The 24073-nt window shown below is 51.2% G+C and carries 23 protein-coding genes; 16 read left to right on the top strand and 7 right to left on the bottom strand.

Annotated elements, in window-relative coordinates:
• The 8 genes from AXF19_RS15590 to AXF19_RS11200 form a co-directional block, all read left to right on the top strand.
• The coding region (locus AXF19_RS15590; RefSeq protein ID WP_237141605.1) for an adenosylhomocysteinase at positions 1–366 on the top strand (366 nt) is incomplete at its 5' end.
• A gap of 11 nt (positions 367–377) precedes the next feature.
• Positions 378–1655 carry an amidohydrolase gene (locus AXF19_RS11170; protein WP_066848878.1) on the top strand — a complete coding sequence of 426 codons (1278 nt, stop codon included), beginning with the start codon at positions 378–380 and terminating at the stop codon, positions 1653–1655.
• 73 nt (positions 1656–1728) lie between these two features.
• Entirely contained in the window at positions 1729–4356 is a 2628-nt protein-coding gene (locus AXF19_RS11175; protein ID WP_066848881.1) for a DNA translocase FtsK, read from the top strand.
• A 131-nt stretch (positions 4357–4487) separates the two neighbouring features.
• Positions 4488–7106 carry an alanine--tRNA ligase gene (gene alaS, locus AXF19_RS11180; protein WP_157092534.1) on the top strand — a complete coding sequence of 873 codons (2619 nt, stop codon included), beginning with the start codon at positions 4488–4490 and terminating at the stop codon, positions 7104–7106.
• Between the two features lie 279 nt (positions 7107–7385).
• Positions 7386–8120: an HlyD family secretion protein gene (locus tag AXF19_RS11185; protein WP_237141606.1), complete on the top strand. Its 735-nt coding sequence runs from the start codon at positions 7386–7388 to the stop codon at positions 8118–8120.
• A gap of 96 nt (positions 8121–8216) precedes the next feature.
• Entirely contained in the window at positions 8217–8534 is a 318-nt protein-coding gene (locus tag AXF19_RS11190; RefSeq protein ID WP_009440143.1) for a YerC/YecD family TrpR-related protein, read from the top strand.
• Positions 8531–9712 carry an ATP phosphoribosyltransferase regulatory subunit gene (hisZ, locus tag AXF19_RS11195; protein ID WP_066848889.1) on the top strand — a complete coding sequence of 394 codons (1182 nt, stop codon included), beginning with the start codon at positions 8531–8533 and terminating at the stop codon, positions 9710–9712. Before AXF19_RS11190 ends, hisZ begins: the two co-directional genes overlap by 4 nt.
• Positions 9709–10245, top strand: a complete 537-nt coding sequence (locus tag AXF19_RS11200) for an HD domain-containing protein (RefSeq protein WP_009655964.1) — start codon at positions 9709–9711, stop codon at positions 10243–10245. Before hisZ ends, AXF19_RS11200 begins: the two co-directional genes overlap by 4 nt.
• Before the next feature lie 4 nt (positions 10246–10249).
• On the opposite strand, the gene AXF19_RS11205 is transcribed toward AXF19_RS11200, so the two are convergent.
• Positions 10250–11206, bottom strand: coding sequence for a D-2-hydroxyacid dehydrogenase (locus AXF19_RS11205; RefSeq protein WP_066848891.1), 957 nt, complete (start codon positions 11204–11206; stop codon positions 10250–10252).
• A 160-nt stretch (positions 11207–11366) separates the two neighbouring features.
• Here AXF19_RS11205 and hisG point away from each other — a divergent pair, with 160 nt between their 5' ends.
• The 8 genes from hisG to hisIE are packed head-to-tail and all read left to right on the top strand — an operon-like array spanning position 11367 to position 17880.
• Positions 11367–12032: an ATP phosphoribosyltransferase gene (gene hisG / locus AXF19_RS11210; protein WP_066848893.1), complete on the top strand. Its 666-nt coding sequence runs from the start codon at positions 11367–11369 to the stop codon at positions 12030–12032.
• Positions 12029–13369 (top strand): histidinol dehydrogenase, encoded by a 1341-nt coding sequence (gene hisD, locus AXF19_RS11215; RefSeq protein ID WP_066848895.1) that lies wholly within the window; start codon positions 12029–12031, stop codon positions 13367–13369. Before hisG ends, hisD begins: the two co-directional genes overlap by 4 nt.
• Positions 13369–14433 carry a histidinol-phosphate transaminase gene (gene hisC, locus AXF19_RS11220; RefSeq protein ID WP_066848897.1) on the top strand — a complete coding sequence of 355 codons (1065 nt, stop codon included), beginning with the start codon at positions 13369–13371 and terminating at the stop codon, positions 14431–14433. The genes hisD and hisC overlap by 1 nt, the downstream gene beginning before the upstream one ends.
• Positions 14430–15029 (top strand): imidazoleglycerol-phosphate dehydratase HisB, encoded by a 600-nt coding sequence (gene hisB / locus AXF19_RS11225; RefSeq protein ID WP_066848900.1) that lies wholly within the window; start codon positions 14430–14432, stop codon positions 15027–15029. Before hisC ends, hisB begins: the two co-directional genes overlap by 4 nt.
• Positions 15030–15038: 9 nt before the next feature.
• Complete coding sequence (gene hisH, locus AXF19_RS11230; protein WP_066848902.1) at positions 15039–15662, top strand: imidazole glycerol phosphate synthase subunit HisH; 624 nt, start codon at positions 15039–15041, stop codon at positions 15660–15662.
• On the top strand, positions 15659–16381 hold the full coding sequence (gene hisA, locus AXF19_RS11235) for a 1-(5-phosphoribosyl)-5-[(5-phosphoribosylamino)methylideneamino]imidazole-4-carboxamide isomerase (RefSeq protein WP_066848905.1): 723 nt from the start codon (positions 15659–15661) through the stop codon (positions 16379–16381). Before hisH ends, hisA begins: the two co-directional genes overlap by 4 nt.
• A gap of 27 nt (positions 16382–16408) precedes the next feature.
• Entirely contained in the window at positions 16409–17176 is a 768-nt protein-coding gene (hisF, locus tag AXF19_RS11240) for an imidazole glycerol phosphate synthase subunit HisF (RefSeq protein ID WP_066848908.1), read from the top strand.
• A complete protein-coding gene (hisIE, locus tag AXF19_RS11245; protein ID WP_066848910.1) occupies positions 17176–17880 on the top strand; it encodes a bifunctional phosphoribosyl-AMP cyclohydrolase/phosphoribosyl-ATP diphosphatase HisIE in 705 nt (234 codons plus the stop codon). The genes hisF and hisIE overlap by 1 nt, the downstream gene beginning before the upstream one ends.
• A gap of 173 nt (positions 17881–18053) precedes the next feature.
• Here the strand turns inward: hisIE and AXF19_RS11250 are convergent, their stop codons facing one another.
• The 6 genes from AXF19_RS11250 to AXF19_RS15595 all read right to left on the bottom strand — a co-directional run.
• Positions 18054–19670: a nucleoside kinase gene (locus tag AXF19_RS11250; protein WP_066848914.1), complete on the bottom strand. Its 1617-nt coding sequence runs from the start codon at positions 19668–19670 to the stop codon at positions 18054–18056.
• Between the two features lie 72 nt (positions 19671–19742).
• The gene (locus tag AXF19_RS11255) at positions 19743–20741 is read right to left on the bottom strand and encodes an inorganic phosphate transporter (RefSeq protein ID WP_066848916.1); all 999 of its coding nucleotides are present in this window, start codon (positions 20739–20741) and stop codon (positions 19743–19745) included.
• On the bottom strand, positions 20734–21360 hold the full coding sequence (locus AXF19_RS11260; protein ID WP_066848918.1) for a DUF47 domain-containing protein: 627 nt from the start codon (positions 21358–21360) through the stop codon (positions 20734–20736). Before AXF19_RS11260 ends, AXF19_RS11255 begins: the two co-directional genes overlap by 8 nt.
• A 210-nt stretch (positions 21361–21570) precedes the next feature.
• Positions 21571–22401 carry an ABC transporter ATP-binding protein gene (locus AXF19_RS11265; RefSeq protein WP_066848920.1) on the bottom strand — a complete coding sequence of 277 codons (831 nt, stop codon included), beginning with the start codon at positions 22399–22401 and terminating at the stop codon, positions 21571–21573.
• On the bottom strand, positions 22382–23179 hold the full coding sequence (locus AXF19_RS11270) for an ABC transporter ATP-binding protein (protein WP_066848922.1): 798 nt from the start codon (positions 23177–23179) through the stop codon (positions 22382–22384). The genes AXF19_RS11265 and AXF19_RS11270 overlap by 20 nt, the downstream gene beginning before the upstream one ends.
• An 18-nt stretch (positions 23180–23197) precedes the next feature.
• On the bottom strand, positions 23198–24073 hold an 876-nt coding region (locus tag AXF19_RS15595; RefSeq protein ID WP_237141607.1), incomplete at its 5' end, for an ABC transporter substrate-binding protein.

Below are 24073 nucleotides of genomic sequence, written 5' to 3' on the forward strand. Positions count from 1 at the left end.
GGTCATTTCGATGTTGAGATCAACATTCCGGAGCTGACAGAAGGCTCTGTGTCCAATGATATCGTGCGCGACAACATCAGAGAGTTCGTCCAGCCGGATGGACGCCGCCTCTATCTTCTCGCCGAAGGTCGCTTGGTCAACCTTGCGGCAGGAGACGGGCATCCCGCAGAGATCATGGATCTCTCCTTCGGGGTGCAGTTCTTCTCCGCCCTTCATCTGGTGCGTCATGGGCGCGAGATGACAAAGGGCGTTCATCTCATGCCGGATGAGATCAATGTCGAGATTGCAAATATCAAACTCAATTCGCTTGGCTTCTGCATCGACGAATTGAGCGCAGAACAAAAAGAATATCTCGGACTGGCATAGGAGATCGTGCATTGAAAACGCTGATTAAGAATGTCACTGCGCTTCTGCCCGATGGGACGACATCGGCTGCAAATATCGCCATTACGGATGACCGCATCACGGCTGTTGGCGATGTACCGCACGACTTCCACGCAGACAAGGTCATTGACGGCACGGCGCATTTCGCGATCCCGGGCTTTGTAAATGCGCATACCCACGCCTCTATGACCCTTTTGCGCAGCTATGCGGATGATATGAAGCTCATGGACTGGCTGGAGCAAATGATCTGGCCGGTCGAGGCAAAACTGCGCTCCGACGATATCTACTGGGGCGCAATGCTTGCTGCCGTTGAAATGATTCGTAGCGGCACAACCTGCTTTGCGGATATGTACGGTCCGGATATGGAGCGCGTTGCCGAGGTGGTCGAGCAGTCGGGGTTGCGTGGCGTGCTCTCGCGCGGGCTCATCGGCGTTGCGCCGGACAGCGAAAAGAAGCTGGACGAGAATGCCGCACTCTATGAGAATTATCACGGGGCGGCTGACGGTCGCATCACCGTGATGTTCGGCCCCCACGCGCTCTACACCTGTCCGCCGGACTATCTGAAGAAGGTTGCGGAAAAGGCACAGGCGCTTGGTGCAGAAGTTCACATCCATATGTCGGAGACGGTGGGCGAGGTGGAGAACTGCATCAAGGAGTACGGAAAACGCCCCTTTGCGCACGTTGCATCCACGGGATTGTTTGAAAGCGGAACGCTTGCCGCGCACTGCGTCCACTTGGATGATGAGGATATTGATATCATCAAGAAGTATCATATTCGTGTCGCCCATAACCCCGGAAGCAATATGAAGCTGGCGAGCGGTACCGCTCCGGTGCTGCGTCTCTTGGAAGAGGGCATCTGTGTTGCGCTCGGCACGGACGGCGCATCCAGCAACAATAATCTGGACATGCTGGACGAGGTTCAGCTTGCGGCGCTCCTGCACAAGGTTCACACGCTCGATCCGCTTGCCGTTCCCGCACTCACTGCGGTCAAGATGGGGACGGAGTACGGGGCAGAGGCGCTTTCCCTCCACGATGTCGGTCGTCTGCAGGCGGGGGATAAGGCGGATATCGTCCTCTTTTCCATGCATGGAGCAGCGTGGACGCCGTGTTATAATCCGGTGTCACTCCTTGCGTATTCTGCAAAATCCTCATCTGTCGATACAGTTATGGTCGACGGCAAGATTCTCATGGAGAACGGTGTCCTCAAGACGCTTGACGAGGAGCGCGTCCTGTACGAGGCGCAAAGAGTTGCAGATCGGCTGACAAAATAGTATACTAAAGATCGTGGCTAAATGATTTTGATTGCTATGCCTCCGCTCTTTCAGAGCGGGGGCATAATGTGATATGGAGGGATTCTTTTTGGGAAAGAAAAGTTCTGGCCGACGAACGTCGCGGTCGGGGGCTTCCAAACGCAGGAGCTCGACACCGAACGGATCAGGACGAAAGTATGAACTCATAGGTCTTACCCTTCTCGCTTTTGCACTTATTTCAGCGATTGGTATTCTCGGTCTCAATGTTGGCTTTGTTGGATTTTTCTTTGCAGATTTCTTCCGCTATTTCTTCGGATGGGGTGCCCCTTTTGCCATCCTGCTCATCGCGCTGATCAGCCTGCAATACATCATCCATCACCGTGGTCTGCTCTACACAAAGAAGTTCTTCGGTGTCATCGGCTTGTTCATCTCACTGCTTGCCGTATGGCATCACTTTGTCGTTCCCGTGGATGAGGAAATACTTCCGCAGAACCTTGCGGACGGAGGGGGACTGATCGGCGGCGGCTTCCTTCTGATTCTGCGCTCCTGCTTCGGCGTGGACGGCGCCATTATTTTGCTGAGCACCATCATTGTCGGGTCAGTACTGCTGTCTACAACATGGTCGCTTGCATCCGGCTATATGAAGACGCGGGAACAGGCGAAAAAAGGGGCAAATGCGGCAGGTGTAGCGCTCCATACGACGCGCGAAAAAGTGAGTGCCGCAGCAGAAATGATCGAGACAAAAACGGCGGCAGTTGTGAGAGATACGCTGTCCTCTGTGCCATATAATCAGGAAAAGGATTCGATGTTTATGGAGGAGCACGATCCTGCTTCCGAAGAGCAGGAACAAACTGCGCCACCACCCACAAGCGAGCCATCAGCGGCTATTCCCGTCGAAGAAGAACCCGAGGCAGCTCTCGTGAAAGTATCGGAAGAGATCCCTGCGGAAGAAACGCTAGTTCCTGAGACGTCTGAGGAAGTTCCGTCTGTACCGTTTGTATTTGATCGTGAGCGTGTTGAGGAAGCACAGAACGACGAAACTATCATACCGGAGAATATTCCGCCTGTAGCCGACATCAGCACTACAGAAGACATACAGGAGGGGACGGATCTGCAGATCACGCTTTCGCAGGAAGAGGAAGAAATACCTTTTGATGATGATGAACTCTCCCCAGAGAAAATGTCGTCCGAGGAGATGAATGAGCCAACCGCACAGCCGCCCCCTGTCCAAACTGCTCCAACAAATATTGCTGCGATGGAGGAGGGGGGGCAGCGTCCCTATGAGCTCCCTAAGGTCACGCACATCCTCTCCAAACATGTAAAGAAAGAAAACGACACGCTTGCACAGGAAATTCAAGAGAATGCGCGGATCTTGCAGCAGACACTCGAGAGTTTTCATGTGAATGCGAAGGTCGTCAGTTATTGCCACGGACCTGCGGTGACACGTTATGATCTTGAACCTGCGCCCGGCGTCAAGGTGAGCAAGATCACGAATCTTGCGGAGGATATTGCGCTGCAGCTGGCGACCTCCTCGGTACGCATCGAGCCTGTTCCGGGCAAAGCGGCGATTGGCATCGAGATTCCCAACCGCAGCTTGGAGGGGGTACAGCTCCGCGAGGTGCTGGAGAATCCTCAGTTTCAGGAGGCATCGTCCAAACTTACCGTTGGGCTGGGTATGGACATCAGCGGGCAGGCAATATTTGCAGACATCGGCAAAATGCCGCACCTTCTGGTTGCAGGTGCGACGGGTTCAGGAAAATCCGTCTGCATCAACACGCTGATCTCGAGCATCCTGTTCAAGGCAACACCCGATGAGGTGAAGTTCATTCTGATCGATCCGAAGATGGTGGAGCTCTCGAACTACAATGGTATTCCGCATCTCATGGTTCCCGTTGTGACCGATCCGAAGAAGGCCTCCTCTGTGCTGAACTGGGCGGTTCAGGAGATGGAGAAGCGCTATTCGATCTTTGCAACGCACGGCGTTCGGGATATTAAATCCTTCAATCGGCGCTATGCGGAAGAGACAATGCCCTTCATCGTCATTGTCATCGACGAATTGGCTGACTTGATGATGGTTTCGCCCAAAGATGTGGAGGACGCCATCTGCCGTATCCTCCAAAAGGCACGCGCTGCCGGCATACACATGATTCTCGCGACGCAGCGCCCGTCCGTCAACGTCATCACGGGCATCATTAAGGCGAATCTGCCGTCCCGTATTTCCTTTGCTGTTTCGTCACAGGTGGATTCCCGCACCATATTGGATCGCGGCGGAGCAGAGACCTTGCTCGGCAAAGGGGATATGCTGTTCTCGCCGCAAGGCGTCTCCAAGCCGATTCGTGTGCAGGGGGCGTTCATCAGCGATGAGGAAGTCGAGATGCTCTTGGATTACATTCGTGCACAAGGGCAGGAAATCTGTGAAAACGAGGAGCTCATTGACTTCATGGAGAGCGTGGCGGAGGAAGATGACAGATCCGAGGACGATGAACTTCTCGTAAAGCGGGATAAACTGCTTCCCGATGCTGTCGATCTGGTCATGTCCACGGGGCAGGCCTCCTCCTCGAGCATTCAGAGAAGGTTTCGTGTGGGATACTCCAGAGCGGCGCGCTTGGTCGACACAATGGAGGAGCTGCGCATCATCGGACCGAGTGCAGGCGGAAACAAGCCCCGTGAAATCTTGATGACATCAGAGCAGGCGCAGGAACTCTTGAAGAGCATTATGTGATTGGTGCTTCCTGCATGTATACCGTTTCACGGGACTGGGGATTCTTGTCTTTTTGCTAAATTTTGTGCTATACTTACGCACACTCAGTTCTTTACGAACATAATCTTAGGAGGGCGATTACGTTGAAATATATGACTGGAAATGAGCTGCGAGAAGCATATCTTCAGTTTTTCGCAGAGAAAAAAGACCATCTTCGGTTGTCCAGTTATTCTCTCGTACCCGAAAACGATCCAACACTGCTTCTGATCGGCGCCGGTATGGCACCTCTGAAGCCGTTTTTCACGGGCAAGATGAAGCCCCCCCGCAATCGCATTGTCACCTGTCAGCGCTGTGTTCGTACAGGCGATATCGAGAATGTCGGCCGTACCGCACGACATCAGACCTTCTTCGAGATGCTTGGAAATTTTTCCTTTGGGGATTATTTCAAAAAGGAAGCAATTCCTTGGGCCTGGGAGTTCCTGACCGAGGTTGTCGAGCTTCCCAAGGATAAGCTGTGGGTCTCCATCTATCCGGAGGATGACGAGGCGCGTGCAATCTGGCTGAAAGAGACGGATGTAAATCCCGACCATATTGTCGCGTTGGAGGACAACTTCTGGGAGATCGGCCCCGGTCCCTGCGGCCCGGACTCTGAGATCTACATTGATCTCGGTGAGGAGAGGGGATGCGGTGAGCCGACATGCGGTATTGGCTGTGACTGCGACCGCTTCCTCGAAATTTGGAATCTCGTCTTTACACAGTATGACCGCACGGAGGAAGGCGAGTACAACCTTCTCGCGCACAAGAATATTGATACGGGCTGCGGTCTGGAGCGTCTTGCCTCTGTTGTGCAGAACAAGAGGACGAACTTTGAAACCGATCTGCTCTATCCAATCATCGAATATACGTCTAAAATTGCAGACGTACCCTATGGTACAGATCCGAAAAAGGATATTTCTCACAAGGTGATTGCGGATCACGCCCGCTCGGTTTCCATTATGATTATGGACGGCATACTGCCCGCCAATGAAGGGCGCGGCTATGTGCTGCGGCGAACGCTCCGTCGTGCAATCCGTCATGGGCGCATGCTTGGCATTACGAAGCCGTTTCTTGACGGTGCGGTCGATGCCGTTGTCGAGATCTTCCGTAACGCGAAGGACTTCAGCGAAATGCTTGCGAAGCAGGATTATATCAAGCGCGTGATTCGTGTCGAGGAGGATCGTTTTGCCTCGACGCTGGCACAGGGCATTGAACTACTGAATGAAGAGGTAACACGCCTGAAGGACGCCCACGAGACCGTTCTGCACGGTGAGGTTGGCTTCAAGCTCTATGATACCTACGGTTTCCCGCGGGAACTCACCGAGGAGATCCTGCACGAGAATGGAATCACGCTCGATGGCGAGGGCTTCCATCAGGAGATGGAGAAACAGCGTACGCGCGCAAGAAGTGCGCGTGCGGAAAATCAGGCGGTCTCCGTTCCGGATTTGTCAGGCGTAGATACCGGAAGCCTGACCGAGGATGCAGATGCGGTGAAAGCCACAGTCGTTGCGATTTGGCGCGATGGCGGGCTTGTGGACGCCCTGCACGATGGTGAGAGCGCAGGGGTCATTCTCAGTACGACGCCGTTCCATCCCGAAGGCGGCGGACAGGTCGGGGACGAGGGCATCCTGCGCAGCGAGCTCGGCTATCTGTCCGTCAGCAATACGAAGCGTCTGCCCGATGGGACAATCTATCATGTGGCATACGTTGAGGAAGGACAGATCCAGCGCGGCGACGCTGTAGACATCTGCCTCGATGCGAAGAAAAAACTTTCGTCTGCGCGGAATCACACCGCAACGCATCTGCTGCAGGCAGCACTGCGCCGCGTTGTGGGGGAGCACGTTCAGCAGGCGGGGTCGCTCGTTACACCCGAACGCCTTCGCTTTGACTTCACGAATTTCGAGCCTGTGACGGAGCAGCAGCTGCGCGATGTCGAGGAACTTGTCAACGAGGAGATTCTGCGCTCGAACGATCTCCACATTTCCATGATGCCGATTGATGAGGCAAAGGAACTGGGCGCTATGGCACTCTTCGGCGAGAAGTATGGGGATGTGGTACGCGTCGTCAATGTTCCTGATTTCAGCATCGAGCTGTGCGGCGGCTCCCATGTGAGCAATACGGGACAGATCGGTCTGTTCAAGATCGTCAGTGAGTCCGGCGTTGCAGCAGGTGTGCGACGTATTGAGGCAATCACGGGACGGGCGGCATTTGCATATGCAGCAGAAATGTCCCGTATGGTTCAGGAACTCTCGCGTAAGCTGAAAACGAGGTCGGAGGATCTTGTCTCTCAGGTGGATAAGTTCATGGATGAGAGAAAGTCCATGCAGGAACAGCTGCGTAACTTTGCCACCTTCCGCGATCAGGCAGATGCGCAGAAGCTCCTCATGGGTGTCCAGAACATTGGCGATTTCCATGTAGTGGTTGGCAAAGCCAATGTTGACTCGATGGATGAACTACGCAAGATTGCAGATCTGACATGCGAGAAGCTTGAAGCGGGCATCGTCGTACTCGGAGCAATCATCGAGGATAAGGTCAGCCTTGTCGTCAAGGCCGACAAAGCTGCCGTACAGATGGGTGCTCATGCGGGCAATATCATCAAGGAAGCGGCGAAAGCGGTTGGCGGCGGTGGCGGCGGACGTCCTGATATGGCACAGGCAGGCGGAAAGATTCCTGCGCAGCTGCCGCAGGCGTTTGAAGCGGCTGTTGCGGTCATCCGTCGGCAGATCTCTGCCTAATCGAAGGTGTTTATTAGGCTGTCACAGCGTTGACAGCCTTTTTTCATAGGATCAGCAGCCATGGAAATTGACATCACAAATTTTCTAAAGAAGAGAGCACTCCTATTCTTTGTCGTCTTTCTCATATTCATACTGTTCATCTCCTTCCTTCTGCTCCGTGGAACGGGGCAGACAGGCGAATTCACTATCTCCAATGCCCGTCTCGTATTTGAGCAGCAATCCATACAGGCACCGCATCCGCTCCTTGTGCAGGACGTGCATATCACGGAGGGAGACTCTGTGCAGCAGGGAGAGGCGCTTCTTAGCATACAGAACATCGTATCGGATGAAGAGCTTCTGCGTTTACAGAAAAACGCAGACCTTGCGCGCATGAATCTTGCACAAATTCAATCCGGCTTTATCGATACATCGTCCAATCAATCTCCCGAGGCGCAGGAGGGATTGGAGGCAGCACGGCGACGGATGGAGCGCATGAATGAACTCTATGAAATGGGGGCAGTCAGTGCAGCGAAGCGAAATGAGGCTGCTGCTGCATATGAACAGGAGAAGGCTGCACTCGGCAGTGTACAAGCGGTCAGGAGAGCGGATCCGAAGGCTGTGCAGGCGGCAGAGGAGCAGCTGAAAAAAGCGGAGCTTGCATTGGAGAAAGCGCGCAATACAGGCATCACAGAGCTTTATGCACAGCGCGCGGGGATCATCTCAAGGGTCTCCGTAAAGGCAGGGGATATACTTGCCGCAGGCGATGATATTCTAGCGCTCAATATCACAGACCATTGTTGGATTGAAGCAAGGCTATCAGAAGAAGAGGCACGACGTGTCTACTTAGGTCAAATTGTACGATATGAAATCAATGGTCTGCATTTGGAGGGAACGGTAGAGGAGATTACAGACATTGTGACAGAGCAGGCGGATGATAACGGAGCAGTCGAAAAATGTGTTCGTATATCAGCACCTCAAGAGAATGCATCAATAGGGGAATCGATATCTGATATCGTATTGCACTTCTCTTCCTAATCTGCTGCACGGATGCGGCTTTTCGCTCATTCGATTCTGTGATATACTGGGAGCGAAATAATGATATGCGCGAATCGTTCGTGAGAGGGATCTGTTATGGTAAATCAAAAACTGAGAGATGATCTGACCGATCAACTTTGTCGTGCTGTTCTTTCACTGGAAACGATGGAAGAATGCTATCAATTCTTTGAGGATGTCTGTACCATCGGAGAGCTTCGTGCTATGGCACAGCGTCTGGATGTCGCGCGTATGCTGCACGAGGGCTTCACCTATGATGATATTGTCGCGCAGACGGGTGCCAGCACGGCAACGATCAGCCGTGTGAAGCGCTGCCTGAACTATGGAGCAGATGGATATACGCTTGTGCTCAAAAAAGGTATTTCCACGCCTCCCGATGATAAGGAGAAAGCATGATGAATCCCGAAAAGCTCATCTTGGAAACACCCTATGGAACGCGGGATCTCCTGCCGAGAGATGCGGCGGAGATGCGGCATATGGAGAATATGCTGTCCTCCCTGTTCCGCTCTTGGGGATATGATGAGGTGGTCACGCCGACGATTGAGCATCTGGAGACATTGGCACCGCGCGTGCAGGAGGAAAACTCTCTCTTCATGCTGCTGGGCAATCAGAACAAGATCCTCGCCCTCCGCAATGAAATGACGACACCAATTGCGCGACTCGTCAGCAGTCGGCTGAAAGACGCGCCCGTCCCCTTGAAATTATCCTATATCGGCAATGTATTTCGTGTGGAGCAGACGCAGATGGGGCGTCAGTGTGAATTTCATCAGGCGGGTGTCGAACTCATGGGGAGCGAACGCCCCGCAGCAGATGCGGAGATTATTTCACTTGCGATTGCCTCTGTTCTTGCCTGCGGCATCAAGGATTTTCAAATACACATGGGGCAGGTGGATTTCCTCGATGGTCTCCTGTCATACTTTGAGATTGATGAACAGCGCCAGCGGGAAATCAAGTCTGCGATTGAGCGTCACAATTTTGTTCTCATGGACAGTTTGATTGACGCCTTGCCGCTCTCAGAGCAGGACAGGGGAATGCTGAAGGAACTTCCCCTGCTCAATGGGCGGGAAGAACTTTTGCGCCGTCTCTATGATTTCCCACGCAACGAGCAAAGCCGACGTGCCATTGATAATTTGGCAGAAATCTATGCGCTGCTCAAATCCTATGGCGTGGCAGACTATGTGCGTTTCGATCTCGGTATTATCCGCGATTTCAACTATTATACGGGGATGGTCTTCGAGGGCTATTCACCGGGACTTGGCTTCCCCCTGTGCGGCGGCGGCCGTTATGACCGCCTCCTGACAGAATATGGACATCCGATGTCGGCAACGGGATTTGCGCTCGGCATGGAGAGAATCCTGCTGACACTCGACCGTCAGGGCATTCAGATTCCGTCCGTATCACGCAATGTTTATATCGGATATGCCGAACAATCCATCGGACAGGCAATCAGGCGGGCAATGGAGCTGCGCCAAGCAGGAAAGATTGTCGAATTGGGGCTGAAGGGACAGTCCTATGAGGAGGCGGAATTTTCCAGGGAAGCACGCGGATATGCCGCTCTTGAGTATTTCCAATGAGACAGCGCATACGGCAGTTTATACAGGCCGTATTCGGACGACTGAATGCGGAGGGACATACGTTTATTCGTGCTTATCTGAGCATTCCTGAGCAGCGACTGTTCTATGCGATGCATGAGGCGGATCAGCTGCATGCCTTTCGCGTTGCGCTCACGGCAAAGGCGCTTTACGCAAAGCAGGCTCGTAACGATTCAGATGAATACATCCTCCTGATTCGCTGTGCACTCCTCCATGATGTCGGACGTGTCAAAGGGGATGCGGATATCTGGGGCAAAGTGTTGGCTGTCCTTTTTCATCGCTTCATTCCATTTCTGATTCCGTATTTCATCCGAAAGAAAGACGCGGGCAGTGTTTTCGGAAGAATAGGGAGGGCTCTCCATGTCCATATCAGCCATCCATATATAGGCGCTGACAAATTGCGCGCGATTGGCGCTGCTCATGTAGCCGAAATCATTCAGCACCATCAAAAAAAAGCAGCACCAGAGGATTCTCTGGTGCTGTCCCTGTTAAAGGCGGCAGATGCGCGCAACTAGAGGGTCAATAGCCACGCAGTTTGTCGACGACGTTCAGCATGCCGATGCGCTGCGGAAAGATTTGCAGATTGTTGCGGAATATCTTGAGCGATCGGTCTAAGTACATGGGAGATATTGCCGAGTAATGCGGCGTAATGAAGAGATTCGGCACGTCCCATAGCGGTGAATCCTCCGGCAGAGGTTCCGTCGTAAAGACATCGAGAGCTGCGCCGCGAATGCGTTTTTCTGTGAGTACCTTGATTAAATCGGGCTCTTCTACAACATCGCCTCGGGACACGTTGATGAAGAAGGCATTTTCTTTCATCATGTTGAACGTACGGAGGTTGAACAGTTTTTTCGTCTGAGGTGTCAGTGGCAACGTGACGATAACGTAGTCCGCACAGGACAGTGCATCGGGCAGATGGTCAATGTTGAACAGTTGATCGACAAACGGCTCCGTGGATTCCTTCTGCTTCACAGCCACGATGCGCATGCCCATGTTTTTAAGATGTTTTGCAATCTCCCGCCCGATGCTTCCGAGACCGATGATTGCAGCCGTTTTTCCAAACAGTTCATCGGCAGCACTCAAACGCTTCCATGCGTGTTCTTTCTGGTTTTCCCACGCTTCGATGAGACAGCGGCTGGAGGCCAGCATCGTTCCAAGTACGTGCTCCGCCATCGGTATGCCATGAATGCCGCGGGAATTTGTCAGCAAGATCTCGGATTGAGAGAACGATTTGTCTGAGAGCAGCTTCTCGACTCCGGCACTGTAGGTATGAATCCATTGCAAGTGCGGCATACGGGGGAGAAATCTCTCCAAATCCATCTGTGCGTCATAGCCCAGCAGGATATCGACATCGGGAATATCGTCTCCAAGTTCCGTTGGGCGGATACATCTGACATTGCAGTCGGGATAGCTCTGATACAGCAGTTCTATCTGCTGCTCGCTTAATCTCACCAATGATAGTATTTGAAGTGTCATCTGCGACTCCTTTTCATGAGGATGAGTTTTTAGGTTTATATCGTCTATTCGCGATGAGTGCTAAAAATCCTCTTTAAGGAAGCATTGACCTATTACAAACAACATGGTAGTATACATCTGTATTAACTCTTTAACCAGCTAAAGGATGCAAGGGGATTATATGGAACAACGTATTGATGATTATTTAACGATTGCATTGCCCAAGGGAAAACTGTTTTCGCTGTCCACGGATCTGTTTGAGAAGGTCGGGATTACTGCGGAGCATATGAGTGAAAAATCCCGAAAACTCATCATCTCGAACGATGCGATCAAAGTGCGGTTCATCATCGCGAAGACCTCGGATGTGCCTACCTATGTGGAATACGGTGCCGCTGATATCGGCATCATCGGCAAGGATGTCCTGTTGGAAGCAGGGCAGGATGTCTATGAACTGTTGGATCTCGGATTTGGCAAATGTCGGCTGATGATGGCTGTACCGCGCAAGGAAAAACGCAGCCGTCTCACGGATTATGCACATACGCGCGTTGCAACGAAATATCCGCATATTGCGGAGAAATTCTTTGCGCAGCAAGGGATGCAGATGGAGTATATCAAACTCAATGGCTCCATCGAATTGGGCCCCATCGTCGGTCTGTCAGAGAGCATTGTCGATATCGTGGAAACAGGGACGACTCTGATGGAAAATGACCTAGAGGAGATCGCCCATATCATGGATGTAAGCGCACGGCTCATCGTCAACCGCGTCAGCTTCAAGCTGAAATTTGAACGCATATACGGGATCGTAAATGATTTGAAACGCATTTTGGAAAGAGGGGCAGGGCGATGAATATTGTTTCGGTTGCAGATGTCGGAATGGAAGCGGCAGAACTTCTGCTCAAGAAGAAAGCCTTTGATGAACTCACCCTCAGTGACGGCATCCGCAAGAAGAATCAGGAGATATTTGGAGAAGATCTTTCGGCCACAAAACTCGTTCATCGCATTGTTCAGGAAGTTCGCCATGAGGGAGATCGGGCGCTTTTTCGCTATACCAAATTATTGGATCGCGTGGAACTAACCCATGATAATCTTATGGTGTCGGAGGAAGAGTTTCTGTCTGCAGAGCGTGCTGCCGACCCAGAGGTCGTTGCCTCGCTGAAAAAGGCGGCAGACAATATCTTTGCCTATCACGAAGAGCAGAAGCCGCACTCATGGATGACCTATCGCGCACACGGCTCGATTCTGGGACAGGCTATTCTACCTCTCGCACGCGTTGGTATCTACGTCCCCGGCGGTACGGCGGCATACCCGTCGTCCGTTCTTATGAATGCAATACCTGCCGTTGTCGCAGGCGTTGAAGAGATCATCATGTCCGTTCCGACAAAGGACGGTGTCATCAATCCGTACGTTCTCGTTGCGGCGCGCTTGCTCGGCGTAAAGAAGATATTCAAGATCGGCGGCGCGCAGGCAATCGCGGCAATGGCATATGGCACGGAGAGTGTTCCACGTGTGGACAAGATCACAGGTCCCGGAAATATCTTCGTGACACTGGCAAAAAAAGAAGTGTACGGTCACGTAGATATCGATATGCTGGCAGGACCGAGCGAGATCCTCATCCTGGCAGATGAAACTGCCTCGCCTGAATATGTTGCAGCCGATCTGCTCAGTCAGGCAGAACATGATCCGCTTGCGTCGAGCATTCTCATCACCACTGATATGGAGCTGGCACAGGAGTCTCTGACAGAGGTTCAGAAGCAGTTGGAGACACTGCCGCGCAAGGATATAGCGCGCGCTTCGCTCGAGGGACACGGGCGCATCATCGTCACAGAAAACATGGATCAGGCGATACATCTTGCCAATGTGTCGGGACCGGAGCATATCGAGCTGCTTGTTGGAGATTCGTTCCATATCCTTCCAAAGATTCGCTGTGCAGGGGCAATCTTTCTCGGGCCGTATTCTCCCGAACCGCTTGGCGATTACTTCGCAGGACCGAATCATGTGCTGCCGACAGGCGGAACGTCGCGATTCTACTCTGTGCTGAATGTGGAGACCTTTATGAAGCGCACGAGTATCATATCCTACACGCAGGAGGCTCTGAATGATGTAAGTGAGGACATCATCCGTCTTGCCGAAACCGAAGGGCTCAATGCACATGCGCGTGCAATTCAGATGAGGAGGGGACGCTGATGCTGAACTACCGTGACGGATTGGCAGATATGCCCCTGTACGACACGCGCGAACAGGATTGGAACATCAAGGTAAATGCAAACGAATCTAATATAGGGCTACCGCCGCTGGTCGAAGACCGCGTTATGACACGGCTGTCACGCATTGCATTTCCACGCTATCCAAACGAAGAATATGATTTGCTCTGTGAGCAGATCGGAGAAGCGTATGGATACCGACAGGAGAATGTCATCATTGGAAATGGCTCCAGTGAAATCATAGAGAAGGTGTTCTATGCGTTCGGCGGCGATCGGGCACACAAGATCGTATATCCCAGTCCGTCCTTTTCCATGTATGCGATCTATGCAGCGGCAGCCGATGCAACAGGTGTACCCGTCCCTTTACAGTCTGATTATCAGCTTGATGTGGAGGACTTTGTTCAGCAGGTCAATCAAAGTCGGGCATCTCTTGCCGTTATCTGCAATCCGAATAATCCGACAGGGCAGGTGCTGACAGAAGAAGAAATCGAATATATTGCATCGCATATATCCTGCGCATTTCTTGTCGATGAGGCGTATGCGGAATTCTGTGAGCACAGCGTCATATTACTTTTGAAAAAATATCCTCATATGATGGTTGCGCGTACCTTTTCAAAAGCGTATGCACTTGCGTCTTGTCGCGTCGGCTACATGCTGGCACATGAGAATGTGATTAATATGCTTGCAAAGACATACATGCCATATCATATGAATGTGCCATCGCTGGTCATTGCAGATACCGTGTTTCAAATGCGCACGGAGTTCGAGCCGCAGATTCAGATGATCTGTGCCGAGCGTGAACGTATGCAGGAACGGTATCAAGCTCTTACAGGCTTGACAGTCTATCCGTCCCATGCGAACTTTCTCCTGATTCATTACGCACAGGCAGAGGCGCTCAATGAAGACCTCATCAGATATGGGATCGGCGTGCGCAGCTTTGGAAAAGCGCCGGGGCTGGAAAATATGCTGCGCATCTCCATCGGACGGGCAGATCAAAATGACGAGGTATATCGCATTATCAAGGCTTTTGTGGAGGGGCATTCATGAGCAGACGGTTTGCAGAGATACATCGCACGACAGCGGAAACGGATGTCGCCGTCTCCATCGATCTGGACGGCAGCGGAGTATCTGAGATCGATACGGGTATCGGATTCTTTGACCATATGCTCACGCTGTTTGCTTCACATGGGCAATTTGATCTGAATGTCAAATGCGATGGGGACATCGAAGTCGACGGGCATCATTCGGTCGAGGATATCGGCATTACGATGGGGCAGTCATTCCACGAGGCCATTGGAGACAAGCGCGGCATATCCCGATATGGATCGTTTTACCTCCCGATGGACGAGACGCTTGTTCTTGCGGCTCTGGATATCAGCGGCCGCCCGTTCCTCGTCTACGACCCCGGAGATGCACCCATGGCGCCCATGATTGGCGGATATGATACGGAGCTGACGGAGGAGTTCCTTCGCGCATTCGCGTTTCACGCGGGGATCACGCTTCATGTAAAGATCCTCTATGGGACGAATTCACATCACAAGGTAGAGGCGGTATTCAAGGCGGTTGCACACGCGCTGCGGACTGCCGTAGGGAAAGATGAGCGACTGGGCGATGCGATTCCGTCGACCAAAGGTGTTTTGTAAGGTGATCCTATGATTACAATTATAAATTATGGGGCGGGGAATCTGTTCAGCGTAGAGAAAGCCTTTTCTGCATTGGGGGCAGATGTCCGCATCAGCAGTACGGCTGCGGATATTCTCTCTGCGGACAAAATCGTCCTGCCGGGTGTGGGTGCTTTTGGTGACTGCATGGAACAGCTGAATGCGTCGGGATTGATTCCTGCCATTCGGGAGGGCGTTGCACGCCGGATCCCGCTCCTTGGAATCTGTGTAGGACTTCAAATACTATTTGAAGGCAGCGAGGAATCCTCGGGCATAGAGGGACTTGGACTGCTGCAAGGAAGAGTATCCAGAATTGCTGCCCCGCACGAAAAAATCCCCCATATGGGGTGGAATGCTCTGAATATCGCCGAGAGCCATAGGGAAAAAGGCTTGTTTACGGGAATTCCGCAGGATTCCTACGTGTACTTTGTCCACAGCTATCACGCGCTACCGAAGGATCGAGCGATCATTTCTTCAACGTGCTTCTATGGCGAGGAGATTACGGCATCCATATCCGCCGGAAATATCATGGCGACGCAATTTCACCCCGAGAAATCGGGGGATATCGGACTGAAAATTATTCATAATTTTATTCATCAGGAGGGAAGCACATGATTATTTTTCCTGCGATTGATCTGCGTAATGGAAAATGTGTCCGCCTGCTCCGAGGTGATTTTTCCCAAGAAACCGTATACAGCGACCGACCGGAGGAAACTGCCCTTCGCTGGGAACGGGAGGGGGCGGAGTTCCTTCATGTTGTCGATCTGGACGGAGCGCTTGCAGGGGAACCGCGCAATACAGATGCGATTAAGAGTATCCTCAGCGCAGTACGGATTCCGATCGAGGTTGGCGGCGGGATTCGCAGCCTTGAAACGATTGAGAAGACCTTGGAACTGGGCGTACGACGGGTTATTCTGGGCTCTGCTGCCGTGCAGAATCGTGATCTTGTCAAAGAAGCATGTCATCGATATGGTGATCACATCGTCGTTGGAATTGATGCCAAGGACGGTATTGTCGCCATTGACGGATGGGGCGTATCGGGTGGGATTACAGCCGTTGAACTTGCCAAGGAACTTGCATCCTTCGGCCTGAAGACCATTATATACACCGATATTTCAAGGGACGGTACGCTCTCGGGCGTCAACATTGAGGCAACGTCCAATCTGGCAGCCGAATCAGGCATCGACATCATCGCATCGGGCGGCGTTCGATCGCTGGATGATATCCATGCACTGAAGAAGTACGAATCGCAAGGAATCGTCGGTGTCATTGCCGGTAAATCCATCTATGAAGGTACGCTCGTGCTGTCTGATGCGATTGCGGCTGCACGTTGACTGCATTTCGAAAGGATTGATTTCATCTTGAAGAAAACCTTTGCGAAACGAATTATTCCTTGTCTTGATGTCAAAGATGGGCGTGTTGTCAAGGGTACGAACTTTGTCGGGCTGAGAGATGCAGGCAGTCCGACGGAACTTGCCGAACGCTACGATAAGGAGCGCGCGGATGAGCTTGTATTTCTGGATATTACCGCCTCGAACGAAGAGCGAAACACAATGGCTGAGGTTGTGTCCGACTGTGCCTCGAAAGTCTTTATCCCGCTTACCGTTGGAGGCGGAATTCGCAGTGTAGAAGATATGCATCGTATGCTAAATGCAGGGGCAGATAAGATTTCGGTCAATACAGCGGCGGTGAAGCATCCGGAAATCGTTCGCGATGGAGCATTGCGCTTCGGCAGTCAATGCATTGTTGTTGCGATTGATGCACGACGTAAGAGTGTTGACACGTGGGAAGTCTATATCAACGGTGGAAGAAACCCAACAGGGATGGACTGCATTTCATGGGCAAAGGATGTGGTCGCGCTTGGCGCGGGAGAGATCCTGCTGACCAGTATGGATGCCGATGGAACAAAGAACGGCTATGACATTGCGTTGACACGAGCAGTCTCTGAAAATGTAAATGTACCTGTAATCGCTTCGGGCGGTGCGGGGAAATTGGAGCATTTCTATGATGTGCTCTCCGAGGGGAAAGCGGATGCCGTACTGGCAGCCTCGCTCTTTCACTATGGAGAGTTATCAATAAAAGAAGTAAAAACCTATCTAAAATCACGTGGTCTGGAGGTACGATTCTAATGGATATTGACATCTCTGTGATTAAGTTTGACGAACGCGGGCTTGTGCCGACGATCGTTCAGGAGGAAAACAATCAGGTTCTCATGCTCGCATATATGAATCGCGAGTCTCTTGAGAAAACGATTGAAACAGGCTTTGCATATTATTACAGCCGTAGCCGCAAGAAGCTTTGGAAAAAGGGTGAGACATCGGGAAACGTGCAGCGCGTGCAGGAGATCTCGTATGACTGCGACGGCGATACGATCCTCCTGCGTGTAAAACAGACAGGCGTATCCTGCCATACGGGGACGTATTCGTGCTTTAACGGTCGCAAACTCTATTGTACAGACGAAAACAGCATTGTCCCGCTTGTGCCGGAGGATGAAATGTCCCTGACAGAGATCCTCTCTGATATCTATCAAGTGATTCAGAGCCGCAGACTGCATCCAGTCGAAGGCTCCTATACGAACTATCTCTTCGATAAGGGACAGGACAAGATTTTGAAAAAGCTCGGCGAAGAGACGGCAGAGACCATCATCGCTTCCAAAAACAATATCCGCGAGGATGTACTGTATGAGATGGGCGATCTCTGGTATCACTGTCTGGTGCTGCTCGCATATCACAATATGACACCGGAAGATCTGCTCGAAGAATTGAAGCGCAGACACAATGGTGGGAACTATCACAAGTTCGCAGGAAAAACCGGAATGCGCCCGGATATGTAATTTTACCTCGTTTCTCCCCTCCAACTATCCATAATTACCATTATGGATAGTTGGAAAAGGGCGTAAAAAGAGTCGGTGTTATGCGAGATTTGAATCGCTTGCGTAACACCGACTTTTAGTATGTTTGGCTGATTTTGTTTTCAAAAATACACGCCTTTGTGAAAAGACAAACGCTATGAGAAAAATACCGACTTACCGATGAATTCTCTGAGGATGGAGTTGTTCGGGATATCGTCGATCGAGGAAATTACATCGACGTATTGCAGAAAGCGCAGGATCAGTCTTGCCTCGGTATATCCCTCTTCGCCGCACTTGATCTCTTCCAGGAGTGGTACGGCGTATTTCTTCAAGACACCAATCTCGTAGATCAGTGCCGAGTTGAATAGTACATCCGCCTCCTCTTGAAATGGAAAGATGTACTTCTCTTCTCCGTCTCTGACATCGGGCCATTGGCCGATGCTCTTCAATGCCTTTGCCCCTCGGAATTGATAGTCACGTACAAGACGCCGCAGGAAACGCACCTCTGTCGTTGGGATTCTATTGTGTGCATCGATATTTAGCTGCGTCAAGGCACTGATATAGATTTTATACTTATTGCCGCGCGGAATATCCTTTGTGAGGTGCTCATTGAGCCCGTGAATCCCCTCGATGATGATGGGTTGATCGCGTTGGATGGAGAGGAATGCGTCTTCCTTCCATTCACGCATGCCTGTAATAAAGTTATACCGTGGAATCTGCACCTCCTGTCCTGCCAGAAGCGCGATCATATTCTCGTTAAAGAGTTTCGTATCAAGAGCATCAAGGGACTCGTAGTCATACTGCCCCTTTTCGTTGAGCGGCGTATCCTCGCGGTTGAGGAAATAATCATCCAGAGAGATCATTACAGGACGCAGTCCGTTGACGCGCAGCTGAATGCGAAGGCGCTGTGCAAAGGAGGTCTTTCCGGATGAGGAAGGACCTGCAATCAAAATGAGGCGTATATGTTCCCGATTGGCAGAAATATGATCGGCAATCTGGGCAATCCGCTTCTCCTGCAGTCCTTCCGAGATGCGGATGAGTTCCCCAATGGAGTTTTCCCTGTTGATGCGATTCAGATCGGAGATAAAGCGGCATTCCAAAATATCAGCCCATGCCTTCGACTCGGCAAGGATTGAGCCGAACTTCGGCTGATTGATGCGCTTTCTGATCTCCCCTTTTGTTCTCTCATCCGGTGTACGGATGAGGACACCAAACGGCTCGTAATCCAGTTCAAATTGATCCAAATGCTGTGTTTCATAGAGCATCGGACCATAGAGATAGTCCGTATAGTCTTCACAGGTATATATGCTGATAACGGGCTTTGAGAGTTCGGAGAGTAGGTTCACCTTACCCGAACGTCCAAGCTTTTGAAAGCGCTCTATCGCCTCCTCCCGTGGAACACTATGCTTAATAATAGGCAAATTCTCTGCAATCATCGCCCGCATCGTGCGATCCACTTCTGCAATGAAGGCAGGATTGATTTCTCTGCCGGGAATCTTTATTTCACAATAGAGCCCTTTATTTACGGTAAATTTTGCAATGACCTCTGCAGAGCGATCAATTCTGTTCACCGCTGCAATCAATAAAAACAGTACGGAGCGACGGTAAATTTTCCACCCAAGCGGAGAATCGAGTTCAATAAAGCTGATCGTGTCGCCATCGGTAAATTGTGTCTGAATATCGCGCACCTCACCATTGATCTTTGCGGCAACAATCTGACTTGAATAGTTTCCCTGCTCCTTTGCAGCCATCATAATCAGAGATTTTTCCATGGAGACCCCCCTTTTCTTTCTCTCTATATAAAAATCCTGCTCATTGGCAGAGCAGGATTTTTCAAGTTCACATTAAATAAAGAGCATCACAATGTGATACGTAATAGCACCCATAACCGCAGTGCAGGGAATTGTCATAACCCACGCCACAACCATCTGCTGGGCTACGCCCCAACGAACAGCGTTGATACGCTTTGCTGCACCAACCCCCATGATCGAGCCGGAAACGACATGTGTGGTACTGACCGGGAGATGCAAAAGGGTTGCACCGAATATGATGATGGAAGAATTCAGATCTGCCGCAAATCCGGAAATCGGCTGGAGCTTGAATATCTTGCCGCCAATCGTCTTGATGATACGCCAGCCTCCTACCGCCGTTCCACAGGCCATAGCAGTTGCTGCGAGTACCTTGACATAGGTCGGAACTTCAAAAACATCAATATATCCTCCGGCAAGCAATGCCAACGTAATAATACCCATTGATTTCTGTGCATCATTCGACCCGTGAGAAAACGCCATCGTTGCTGCTGTCAGGATTTGCATTTTCTTAAATTTACCGTTGATTGCTGTCGGTCGAAAACGACCAAAGAAGCGAAATAGCAGCGACATAATAATGCATCCCAAGACCATGCCGACAAGCGGCGAAAGAATCAGAGACAGGATGATTTTGCCAATCCCATAAAAGTTCAATCCATCAGCACCGGATGCCGACATCATGACAGCGCCGATCAGACCACCGATCAGGGCGTGGGAACTACTGGATGGCATGCCAAATCTCCAAGTAATAATATTCCAGATAATCGAGCCAAAGAGCGCTGCAATCAGAATGTGTTCATCCACATGGGAAGCCGATTTGACAATATCCGAGCCGATGGTCTTTGCAACACCCGTACTATACATCGCACCGAAGAAATTGAGAACAGCAGCCATAATGATTGCATACTGCGGATGGATGGCACGGGTCGAAACCGAAGTGGCAATCGCGTTTGCAGTATCATGAAAGCCATTGATGAAATCAAATATGAGCGCTAAGAGAATGACCAAAAAAATCAAGAGCTGGAAATCAGGCATATTTCATTACCACTCCCCGCAGCATATCCGCAATGAGTTCACAATGATCCAGCGTATCCTCCAACTGCTCCAAAACGTCCTTCCATCGAATCAGCTCGATAGGGTCTTTTTCATTTTCAAAAAGGTAGGCAACCTCACTCCGATAGATGAGATCCCCCTCACTTTCATAGCGTTCGATTTTGTGGGACGCATCCAATATCTGAACCTGATTCTTTCGGATATTTTCGAGATAGGAGACAGCGCGGACGACTTCTTCTGTAGAGGAGAGAAGGAGTTTCGTCAGGTTGATTGCGCCCGGCATGGGCTTCCCCATGCGGTACATATCATAGCGTTGTAATATCCCCTGCAGGAGATCGACACCGTCGTCCAGATCATTTGCCAATGCGTATATGTCTTCGCGGTCAATCGGGGTGATAAACGTGAGGTTCAGCTTATCGATGATGCGGTCATTGATGGCATCTGCTTCATGCTCAATACGATTGATTTCTTCCACCTTGCTGCCGGCGGTAGTGTAATCCTTCATAACAGCGTCCAATACCAACGCGCCTTTATGAAAGAATTTTGCACTCTCAAGAAACAAGTCGAAGAATTCGTCATCCTTCTGTTTGAAATTAAACATAAACCCGGATCCTCCCCAAGAAGATATAATATCGGAGGCGTATATAAGAAAACTTACAACCTAATAATATCATTATTTCAGATTGACAGCAAGATATAAATTGAAAAGCTTTTCGGCTATAATTCAATATTTATCTAAGGCATAGTAAAAGAGCAACGTTTGTGCGCTGCTCTTTTACTATGATTATTTATCTATCTGTCACGTTTCGTGCTACGCAGGGATTTCGACTTCGGGAACGACAATGCGCGGCGCCTTGCCTTTTGGTAGAAGGGTAAACACGGACTTCAGGAGCTTCTGCGTATACGGATGTTTTGCGTGCGCGAGATCCTTCCCGTCCAGTTCTTCGACGACCTTTCCGAAGTACATGACCACGACGCGTGTGCACAGACGTGACACGAGTGCAAGGTCATGGCAGATAAAGAGGATCGTCAGATTCCGCTCGCGCTGAATGCGTACGAGAAGTTCTACGATTGTCTCTTGAACGGAAACGTCAAGTGCGCTCGTTGCCTCATCACAGACCAGAATCTCCGGCTCCAGTGCCAATGCGCGCGCAATTCCTACACGCTGGCGCTGTCCCCCGCTCATATTTGCGGGATAGCGTTCGGCAAATTCCTCGGGCAGGTCGACAAGGCGCAGGAGTTCTGCAGCCTTGTCATACGCACTGCCCTTGAGGAGTCCGAAGTTCCGCAGAGGCTCACAGATGATATCCTTGATCTTCATCTTCGGATTGAAAGATGTCGTTGGATCCTGGAAGACCATCTGGATGTTTTTGCGCATATTGCGCGCAGCCTCACCTTTCAGACCGGTGATTTCCTGATCCTGAAAGAAGATCTGTCCCTCTGAGGGCGCATGAAGCTGCATCAGGGTACGCACCAGCGTACTTTTTCCACAGCCGCTTTCACCGACAATACCAAGGATTTCTCCACGATATACGGGAAATGTCACATCGTCACATGCCGTAAGAACTTTGCCGCCCTCGAGGGGGAAGCGTTTTGTGATATGCTCGATGCGCAGGATAATCTCACGCTCCGACTGTGTCATAACGCTCCCCTCCAATCTGTGGTACGGCACGCAGAAGCTCCTTCGTGTAGTCCTTCTGTGCATGTTCAATAATTTCTTCGGCAGTGCCATGCTCGATGACATTGCCGTTCTGCATGACCATGATCTGATCCGACATATAGGCCGCGACACCGAGGTTGTGTGTCACAAGGACAATGGATGTGCCATCCTTCTGGCAGATATCCATCATCTCATTGACGACCTGTGCTTGTGTGGTCACGTCCAACGCGGACGTTGGTTCGTCAGCAAGCAGGAGTGCCGGTTTGAAGAACATCGCCATTGCGACCCCGACACGCTGACGCATGCCGCCCGAGAGTTCAAACGGAAAGCTCTTCATTACATTCGCGGGATTGGACAGATGCATACGTGCAAGCATATCCTGTGCCTGCGCAGCTGCCTCCTTCGCACCAATGGACTCATGAGTCTGAATATACTCCACAAACTGCTCGCCAATGGTACGAATCGGATCCATCATGCTGCCACTGTCCTGGAAGATCATCGCAGCAGTCTTGCCGCTTACGTGACGCCACTCCTCCGCGCTGCACTTTGTCATATCCTTCCCGTCATAGAGGATCTCGCCCGCTGTTACTCTGCCAACATGCGGCAGACAGCCGAGCATCGCCCGAATGACGGTGGTCTTTCCGCTGCCGCTTTCGCCGACAATGGTCAGTACTTCCCCGTCCTTGAGGGTGAAGTCCACACCGTGCACCATTTCTGTGCCTTCGTATGCGATTTTTAGCCCTCGCACCTCAATCAACATTCGGGCTTCTCCTCCTTATTACTTTGCAGGTTTGATCTTGTTTGTGATCCAGTAGTAGTCTGCCGGATGCATAATCGCGCCCGTGATCTTTGTCGAGCTGACAATGTTCGTCTCGGGGTAGCCGAGGAACAATGCAGCTCCATCATTCAGCAGAATCTGCTGCATATCGATCATCAGTTGACGGCGCTTTGCACGGTCAAACTCAACAGCAAGCTGTGCGCAAAGTGCATCATATTCTGGGTTGCTGTATCCTGAGCCGTTCTGCGGGTTGTTGCCGTTCACGTTTGTGCGCCAGTACCAATTGAGATAGATCTCAGGATCGCCTGTATTCGCTGTGGTGATGTTGGAAATCAGAAGATCGTACTCGCCATTGATCCCAATTTTGTCGAGCAAATTGTAATCGACAGACTTTACCTTTACGTCGATACCGACCTTCTTGGCATCTGCCTGTACTGCCTCTGCATAGATCGGCAGCTCTGCACGGCTGTTGTAGATGATAAAGTCCACAGACAGCGGTTTGCCGTCCTTATCACGGATGCCATCGCCATCCGTATCCTTCCAGCCTGCCTCGTCGAGAAGCTGCTTTGCACGGTCGACATTGTATGCATTCGGGTCGGTGAGCTGATCGAAGCCATAGTCGAGAGAGGGCGGAACCGGAGCCTTGCCCGGGATGAACGTTCCCTTCAGGATTACCTCATTGTATGCCTTGCGATCTGTCATTGAGATAAATGCAGCGCGTACCTTCGGATCGCCGAGAATCCCCTTCTGATTAATGCGTGCGAGAACCGTACGCAGCGATGCGATACGATCTACATGGAACTTCGACGTATCATTAAAGAGGCCAAGATCACCTGCAGCGATGTTGACCGCCATATCGACTTCTCCCGACTGGAA

This window comes from Selenomonas sp. oral taxon 126 (genome assembly GCF_001683335.1).
Taxonomy (GTDB): domain Bacteria; phylum Bacillota; class Negativicutes; order Selenomonadales; family Selenomonadaceae; genus Centipeda.

Bases quoted from the DNA above. Each gene is read 5' to 3' on its own strand.
- hisC (WP_066848897.1), top strand. From the start codon at position 13,369: ATGCTGAACTACCGTGACGGATTGGCAGATATGCCCCTGTACGACACG.
- AXF19_RS11190 (WP_009440143.1), top strand. From the start codon at position 8,217: ATGGTAAATCAAAAACTGAGAGATGATCTGACCGATCAACTTTGTCGT.
- hisG (WP_066848893.1), top strand. From the start codon at position 11,367: ATGGAACAACGTATTGATGATTATTTAACGATTGCATTGCCCAAGGGA.
- hisA (WP_066848905.1), top strand. From the start codon at position 15,659: ATGATTATTTTTCCTGCGATTGATCTGCGTAATGGAAAATGTGTCCGC.
- AXF19_RS11260 (WP_066848918.1), bottom strand. From the start codon at position 21,360: ATGTTTAATTTCAAACAGAAGGATGACGAATTCTTCGACTTGTTTCTT.
- AXF19_RS11270 (WP_066848922.1), bottom strand. From the start codon at position 23,179: ATGTTGATTGAGGTGCGAGGGCTAAAAATCGCATACGAAGGCACAGAA.
- hisIE (WP_066848910.1), top strand. From the start codon at position 17,176: ATGGATATTGACATCTCTGTGATTAAGTTTGACGAACGCGGGCTTGTG.
- AXF19_RS11175 (WP_066848881.1), top strand. From the start codon at position 1,729: ATGGAGGGATTCTTTTTGGGAAAGAAAAGTTCTGGCCGACGAACGTCG.
- AXF19_RS11265 (WP_066848920.1), bottom strand. From the start codon at position 22,401: ATGACACAGTCGGAGCGTGAGATTATCCTGCGCATCGAGCATATCACA.
- AXF19_RS11255 (WP_066848916.1), bottom strand. From the start codon at position 20,741: ATGCCTGATTTCCAGCTCTTGATTTTTTTGGTCATTCTCTTAGCGCTC.
- AXF19_RS11205 (WP_066848891.1), bottom strand. From the start codon at position 11,206: ATGACACTTCAAATACTATCATTGGTGAGATTAAGCGAGCAGCAGATA.
- hisH (WP_066848902.1), top strand. From the start codon at position 15,039: ATGATTACAATTATAAATTATGGGGCGGGGAATCTGTTCAGCGTAGAG.
- AXF19_RS11200 (WP_009655964.1), top strand. From the start codon at position 9,709: ATGAGACAGCGCATACGGCAGTTTATACAGGCCGTATTCGGACGACTG.
- hisB (WP_066848900.1), top strand. From the start codon at position 14,430: ATGAGCAGACGGTTTGCAGAGATACATCGCACGACAGCGGAAACGGAT.
- AXF19_RS11250 (WP_066848914.1), bottom strand. From the start codon at position 19,670: ATGGAAAAATCTCTGATTATGATGGCTGCAAAGGAGCAGGGAAACTAT.
- hisD (WP_066848895.1), top strand. From the start codon at position 12,029: ATGAATATTGTTTCGGTTGCAGATGTCGGAATGGAAGCGGCAGAACTT.
- alaS (WP_157092534.1), top strand. From the start codon at position 4,488: ATGACTGGAAATGAGCTGCGAGAAGCATATCTTCAGTTTTTCGCAGAG.
- hisZ (WP_066848889.1), top strand. From the start codon at position 8,531: ATGATGAATCCCGAAAAGCTCATCTTGGAAACACCCTATGGAACGCGG.